The organism is Thomasclavelia sp. (genome assembly GCF_047249845.1).
Taxonomy (GTDB): domain Bacteria; phylum Bacillota_I; class Bacilli_A; order Erysipelotrichales; family Coprobacillaceae; genus Thomasclavelia.
Genome location: NZ_JBKTWO010000007.1, coordinates 79,615 through 85,614 on the forward strand (window position 1 = coordinate 79,615; position 6,000 = coordinate 85,614).

A 6,000-nucleotide genomic window follows, 5' to 3' on the forward strand; every position below is an offset into this window, starting at 1 on the left:
ATTTAATGTTATGTGTTTAATTATAATGTAAGAGTAGTTTTGATGAAGAAATATTATATCGATTATATAAGTAATATAATAAGAAAGAAATATATAAACAAATAGAAAGATGAGAAAAATGAAAGACATAATTATAAAAAATGCTGATTATAGAAATAAATTAACAGAAGTATTGAGTTCAGAAAATCTACACTTGCAATTGATGTTCTTTCAACATCAATATTTGAAAGCTATTTTATTTCAGAAAATAAATAAACCTAATGTTAAGATAGTAAAAAATGGTAATGAATATACACTATAGGTATTGTAATTATTGTCATTATATGATGGAGAAATTAACAAGATCATATTTTTTGTTTAATACTAAAAAAGGGGCTTATCCTACATGTTTAGGACGTGGTAAAATTTTGGATATTAATCTTAATAAAGTATTGAATCTAAATTTATTATTTTGTAATAGTGTAGTAATCTTTTGGCATCATCACTATAAAGAATATCAAATTAAACAACTAGAGAAAGTTTATCATGAATTAGATATTTAAATAACACCTCAAACAAAAAATAATATTATTATATGGTCAATGCCTAAACAATTTTAGGAACTTTTCGATGAAATAAAAACTAGTAAGTTTGAAGGAATTATAACAAATTTATGGCGTCATGTTGAGGAAAAGAAAGATTAGTGTAAAGAAATAAGGACTTATTATTTTGTTGAACATGTTGTCATGGTGAAAAATTAAATCATTTAAGTCGCCAAGTAGAAGTTAATAATATATCAATTACTAAACTAGTAAAGATGTCATTGACAGGACTGTTAGTTACAAATTACTAGTCCACAAGAAAATACGGGAATGCAATATGTAATTGATTTAAAAAAAGATAAAAAGAATAATTAATGTTGGATTAGGCTATTTGCATCTAGATTACTATACAATGACACTAGGAAATGATGAGGGGCAAGTTATGGTAACAGAGACACCATTTTAAAAATAAGTATAATTCATTAACTGATAGATATTTATAAGAACGGTTATTATAGCGTTCTTATTTTTATGCATATTATTTGTATAATTAAAGTATATGTTATAGAATGAGTTATGAAATATAACACTGTTATATTTTGGGAGGAGTAATAATGAATACAAAAGAAAAAATAATTAAAGTTGCTACTCAAGAATTTCTAAAAAATGGTTACCAAACTACTTCATTACGTAAGATTGCAAAAGAAGCACAGGTTACTACTGGGGCAATGTATGGTTATTATAGAAATAAAGAATCATTATTTAATAGCATAGTTGATGAGGTGGGAATTAAATTTAGAGATGATTATTTAAATAAAGCTATTGATCAAACGATCATTGATTATATTTATCAAAACTTAGTAATTTTTAAATTGATTATATGTAATAGTAAAGGGACTAGGTATGAGGAATATCTTGATAGTTTGGTTAATGAAAAAACAAAACAATTAAAAAAAGAAGGTTTTGATGATAAATTAGTTCATATTATAAATCACTCATATTTATTTGGTGTGTTTGAAATTGTTCGTCATCAAATGTCCAAAAAGCAAGCGGAAATTTTTGTGAATGACCTACAAGAATTTTATCAGGCCGGTTGGAGTAAATTATTGAAAAGAGAGGAGAAATAGCATGGAAATGTTAATAGGAATTTTAATTCCGTTTATAGGAACAACTGCGGGTGCTGCTTGTGTCTATTTTATGAAAAATAAAATGAATAAACTTATTCAAAAAATGTTATTAGGTTTTGCTTCAGGTGTAATGATTGCAGCATCGGTATGGTCATTGCTGATACCTGCAATGGATATGTCAAGCGAGTTAGGAAGATTAGCATTTATCCCAGCGGCAGTAGGCTTTACATTAGGAATTGCATTTTTATTACTTTTGGATCGTAGTATACCACATATGCATTTAGATAATGAAGAAGAGGGACCTAAAAGTCAATTAAAAAAATCAACTATGCTTGTTTTAGCTGTGACTCTACATAATATTCCTGAAGGAATGGCAGTAGGAGTAATTTTTGCAGGATTAGCATCAGGTAGTGATGGTATTACTTATGCAGGTGCATTGGCTTTAGCTATTGGGATTGCAATTCAAAATTTTCCTGAAGGAGCAATTATTTCAATGCCTCTAAAGAGTTCGGGTCTATCTAAGCATAAATCATTTCTTTATGGGATGTTATCGGGAATCGTGGAGCCAATAGGGGCTATAATTACTATTTTAATGGCCAGTTTTGTTGTACCTATTCTACCATATCTTCTGGCTTTTGCAGCGGGTGCAATGGTATATGTTGTAGTAGAAGAATTAATTCCAGAAGCATCTAATGGAGATCATAGTAATATTGCGACAATTGGTTTTGCATTAGGATTTGTAGTAATGATGATTTTAGATGTAGCTTTAGGTTAATCTTTACATAAACTTAATCACTAAAGTATAGTTACTTTTATGTAATCAATTAAAATGTAATTAAGAGGTGATGAAGTTGAATAGAAGGATAAGGCTTGGATTGTTTATAGTAATACTCTTATCTAAAGTATCTTCAGTATCAGCATATAATAGTACTACTGAAAATACTAATTTATCAGGTGGAATAATTTTATTGTTTATACCAGTGATGTTAGGAATTATTTATTTAGCTTGTAAAAGTGAAATAAAATAATATTAAAAATGAGGTGTTAGCCTCATTTTTAGGTAATTATATATTTTTAAAATTTAACATTTTGTTAACAAAATGATGATATTATTTAATTGTAAAATAAGTATTATTAAGATAGTTATAATCATATATTTAATAAGGAGGCGGTTTTAATGAACAAATTGGCTTTAGTTGCGATAAGCTTATTTGCAATTGTAGAAATCTTGATTGGAGATTGTGTCATCCAGGGAATTCCGCTTTGGTTAATAGCATTAATTTTATTTAGTTTTATCTGGATGGGAATAATTTGTATCAAAGAAAAAGTGCAAATTAAAGATTCATACTAAAAAGAGATCAAATGATCTCTTTTATCTTTGTTTAAACATTTCAAATGATGAAGCAATCAATAAAAATAACATTCCTGTATGTACCCAAAAGATTGTATAATCAAGAACACCATGTAATAAAATAACAGTAATACATGAAATTACCAAAGCTACATAACGAAGATTAAGCCTATCTTGGTAGACCTTGAATAACCTTTTACAATTATCAAACATATAGGGAATAAGAGTAGCAACTCCAACAACACCAAATGATAAGATTGGATCAAGATAGACGCTATGAGCATGTTGAGTAACATGACCGCCGTATTGCTTAAAAATCATCATATAAGTCATCGGTCCTTCACCAAATAATGGGTGAGCTTTAATTCCTTCGATTGCAGCATGCCATATTTTAGTTCTTACTGTAAAATTATCAACTAATTTTTCAATTCTTGGGAACTGTTCAGGATTAATGATAAAATATATACCGCTAATAATGCAAGCAAGGCCAATCAAACTGCAAATACGATAATTTTTATTAATAATTAAAAATACTAACATAGCTCCAGCGGTAGCTACAAAAGCAGTACGGCAACCAGTCATATATAATAAAAAGAAGTTAAAGCATGCAACTACAAAATAATAAACTTGTTTTTTTGAATTTTTAGTACCAAAGATTTTATATCCAATCATCATAATGATAAATTCAATCATCATAGCATAATAGTTGGCATTAAAAAATACTGAATTAAGTCGATTTTCTCGACGACTAAATACTTTTAAAGTGAAATGATCATAACCAAGTCGATTCAATATTTGTATTTGTTCATATATGCCATATATTGCCCATAGAATTGATAGAGCAATTAACATATCGAGAATAAATTCAAAGGTATCCTCGTTGATATATTGACGATAGTAGAGCATCAATGAAACAAAAATAAAAATAAGGACAACACATCCAACACCGATCCAATTTTGATAAATTAAGGAAATAACTAATGTTAAAAGCATAAAAATTATTAAATATTTAGATTTTGGGGTGCTTTTAAACGCATTTATAATTTTTTTAGTGTACAATAAGTATAATGTTTCAAGTAGTAAAAAAGGTACACAAATATAAAATGGGGTAGATAAACTAAGCGCAGTAGCAATAATCATCAACTGCTCTTTAGTAAAACGTTCTTTCAATGAATTGATAAATTTCATACTAGACCTCCGCGTACTGTTACTATAGCATAAATATAAAATAGACACAAATAAAGGAGCGACAATGAAAAAGTATTTATATGTTTTTAATTATCCCCCAGAAGATAAGGATTTATGTGCTCTAGAATTTAAAGCACTGTTTAAAGAAAAATTTGAAAGTAAATATTATTTAACCAATAAAGACTATAGTGTTGATAAAAGTGTTTTTGTTAAAGCTAAGATCGATATATGGGCAATTGATGAATGTTTTGAACAACTTATTGAAAAGGTTGCAGCTCTACATAAAAATTATCAAGATTTTAAAGTTATCTATTTAAAAAACGAAATTACTCATGTTGATTATCAAGAAAGTTTGCTTAAGTGTAAAGATATATCCTGGGGTATTGAAGGTAGTGTCAACATGTCTAAGCCTCTTCATACTATTGCAATCACTAAGTTAGAAAATCAATGGCTCTGCGGTTATTATCACCACGGTGTGCCTTCGTGGCAAAAGCATGATGATAAGCCAAATACTTTTTCTAATTCGTTAGATATTCGTTTGGCTCGAACTTTGGTGAATTTGGCGGCAGGTGACAATAGCCAGGTAAGAATTGTCGATCCATGTTGTGGTATGGGAACTGTAGTGTTAGAGGGATTAGCATTGGGATTGGATATTGAGGGCTTTGATATTTCCAGGGAAATATCGTGGCAAGCACGTAAAAATCTAAAATATTATGGATATGATGAATATTTAATTAATAAAGTTAGTATACATGATCTACAAAAACATTATGATGTAGCAATCATGGATATTCCTTATAACTTATATACTCCAATAACATATGAAGAACAGTGCAAAATGATTCAATCTTCACGAAGGATCTGTGATAAAATGATTATGGTTACTTATGAAGAAATGACTAAAGAAATTAATCAGGCAGGCTTTTTAATTATTGATAGCTGTTTAAGAAAAAAGACAGAGTATGTCAAATTTGGACGTTATATATATATTTGCATTTAATTTTTATATTTAATTGACTCTCCGGTAAGGGGAGCATATATGATAATCATGAAAGAATGATAAGATGTTTTCAATTGGTGAATTTTCAAAGATGGCTAAAACAATAGTAAAGAAATTACGACATTATGATAAAATTCAAACTATTTTAAATGGCGGAATTGGTATCACGATTTTAGACCAGCCAAAAAATAAATCAACAAATTAAGGAAACTAAAGATCAACTTTCTCAAATTAAATCTATTCTATTAGTAAAAGAGGAGGAGACTTTTATGAGTTATCAAGCGAGTATCAAAGAATTACCTGCATGTATCATTTATTCAAAACGGATGGTTGTCCCAGGATATGACAGCTATTTTGAATTGATTCCAGCTCTTGGTCAAAAAGTAATGAATAAATACCCAGATTTAAAGTGTGCTGTACCAGAATATTGTTTTATTGTCTATCATGATGGGGAATATAGAGAAAAGGAAATAGATATTGAATTCTGTGAAGCTGTTGATCAGTTGAAAGAAGATTTTGAAGATATTAAGTTTAAAAAGATACCAGCTGTTAAAGCTGTATCTGTATTGCATAAAGGTGATTATTTAGGATTGTCGCAAGCATATGTATATGCTTTTAAATGGGTTGAGGAAAATGGTTATCGTATACTTGATAACCCTCGTGAAAATTACATTGATGGGATTTGGAATAAAGAAAATAAAGAAGACTGGTTAACAGAATTGCAAATACCAATAACAAAATAAATGTAAAGGAATTAGATTAAATTATATATGTCTTTTTGACTATCTTTTTATATCTTCTCAAATGTCCGCA

Annotated in this window: 9 protein-coding genes; 8 read left to right on the forward strand and 1 reads right to left on the reverse strand. The window is 28.6% G+C overall.

Annotation, left to right across the window (positions count from 1 at the left end; genetic code table 11):
- Positions 1-118: 118 nt before the first annotated feature.
- From ACLR9T_RS03200 to ACLR9T_RS03225, 6 genes are all read left to right on the forward strand, one after another.
- Entirely contained in the window at positions 119-301 is a 183-nt protein-coding gene (locus ACLR9T_RS03200; protein ID WP_413108088.1) for a hypothetical protein, read from the forward strand.
- A 25-nt stretch (positions 302-326) separates the two neighbouring features.
- Positions 327-542 (forward strand): hypothetical protein, encoded by a 216-nt coding sequence (locus ACLR9T_RS03205; protein ID WP_413108089.1) that lies wholly within the window; start codon positions 327-329, stop codon positions 540-542.
- 593 nt (positions 543-1,135) lie between these two features.
- Positions 1,136-1,648 carry a TetR/AcrR family transcriptional regulator gene (locus ACLR9T_RS03210; RefSeq protein ID WP_413108090.1) on the forward strand — a complete coding sequence of 171 codons (513 nt, stop codon included), beginning with the start codon at positions 1,136-1,138 and terminating at the stop codon, positions 1,646-1,648.
- Between the two features lies 1 nt (position 1,649).
- The gene (locus tag ACLR9T_RS03215; RefSeq protein ID WP_413108091.1) at positions 1,650-2,423 is read left to right on the forward strand and encodes a ZIP family metal transporter; all 774 of its coding nucleotides are present in this window, start codon (positions 1,650-1,652) and stop codon (positions 2,421-2,423) included.
- Between the two features lie 70 nt (positions 2,424-2,493).
- Positions 2,494-2,676 (forward strand): hypothetical protein, encoded by a 183-nt coding sequence (locus ACLR9T_RS03220; RefSeq protein ID WP_413108092.1) that lies wholly within the window; start codon positions 2,494-2,496, stop codon positions 2,674-2,676.
- Between the two features lie 149 nt (positions 2,677-2,825).
- Positions 2,826-2,999: a hypothetical protein gene (locus ACLR9T_RS03225; RefSeq protein ID WP_413108093.1), complete on the forward strand. Its 174-nt coding sequence runs from the start codon at positions 2,826-2,828 to the stop codon at positions 2,997-2,999.
- Between the two features lie 21 nt (positions 3,000-3,020).
- Here ACLR9T_RS03225 and ACLR9T_RS03230 read toward each other — a convergent pair whose 3' ends face one another.
- The gene (locus ACLR9T_RS03230) at positions 3,021-4,187 is read right to left on the reverse strand and encodes an O-antigen ligase family protein (RefSeq protein WP_413108094.1); all 1,167 of its coding nucleotides are present in this window, start codon (positions 4,185-4,187) and stop codon (positions 3,021-3,023) included.
- Positions 4,188-4,251: 64 nt separating this feature from the next.
- Between ACLR9T_RS03230 and ACLR9T_RS03235 the strand changes: the two genes are divergently transcribed.
- Both ACLR9T_RS03235 and ACLR9T_RS03240 read left to right on the forward strand, forming a co-directional pair.
- Complete coding sequence (locus ACLR9T_RS03235) at positions 4,252-5,187, forward strand: TRM11 family SAM-dependent methyltransferase (RefSeq protein ID WP_413108095.1); 936 nt, start codon at positions 4,252-4,254, stop codon at positions 5,185-5,187.
- Positions 5,188-5,456: 269 nt separating this feature from the next.
- A complete protein-coding gene (locus tag ACLR9T_RS03240) occupies positions 5,457-5,930 on the forward strand; it encodes a GyrI-like domain-containing protein (RefSeq protein WP_413108096.1) in 474 nt (157 codons plus the stop codon).
- Positions 5,931-6,000: the final 70 nt, after the last annotated feature.

Excerpts from the sequence above, each read along its gene's own strand:
- ACLR9T_RS03210 (WP_413108090.1), top strand. The coding sequence starts at position 1,136 with ATGAATACAAAAGAAAAAATAATTAAAGTTGCTACTCAAGAATTTCTA.
- ACLR9T_RS03240 (WP_413108096.1), top strand. The coding sequence starts at position 5,457 with ATGAGTTATCAAGCGAGTATCAAAGAATTACCTGCATGTATCATTTAT.
- ACLR9T_RS03225 (WP_413108093.1), top strand. The coding sequence starts at position 2,826 with ATGAACAAATTGGCTTTAGTTGCGATAAGCTTATTTGCAATTGTAGAA.
- ACLR9T_RS03235 (WP_413108095.1), top strand. The coding sequence starts at position 4,252 with ATGAAAAAGTATTTATATGTTTTTAATTATCCCCCAGAAGATAAGGAT.
- ACLR9T_RS03230 (WP_413108094.1), bottom strand. The coding sequence starts at position 4,187 with ATGAAATTTATCAATTCATTGAAAGAACGTTTTACTAAAGAGCAGTTG.
- ACLR9T_RS03200 (WP_413108088.1), top strand. The coding sequence starts at position 119 with ATGAAAGACATAATTATAAAAAATGCTGATTATAGAAATAAATTAACA.
- ACLR9T_RS03220 (WP_413108092.1), top strand. The coding sequence starts at position 2,494 with ATGAAGTTGAATAGAAGGATAAGGCTTGGATTGTTTATAGTAATACTC.
- ACLR9T_RS03215 (WP_413108091.1), top strand. The coding sequence starts at position 1,650 with ATGGAAATGTTAATAGGAATTTTAATTCCGTTTATAGGAACAACTGCG.
- ACLR9T_RS03205 (WP_413108089.1), top strand. The coding sequence starts at position 327 with ATGGAGAAATTAACAAGATCATATTTTTTGTTTAATACTAAAAAAGGG.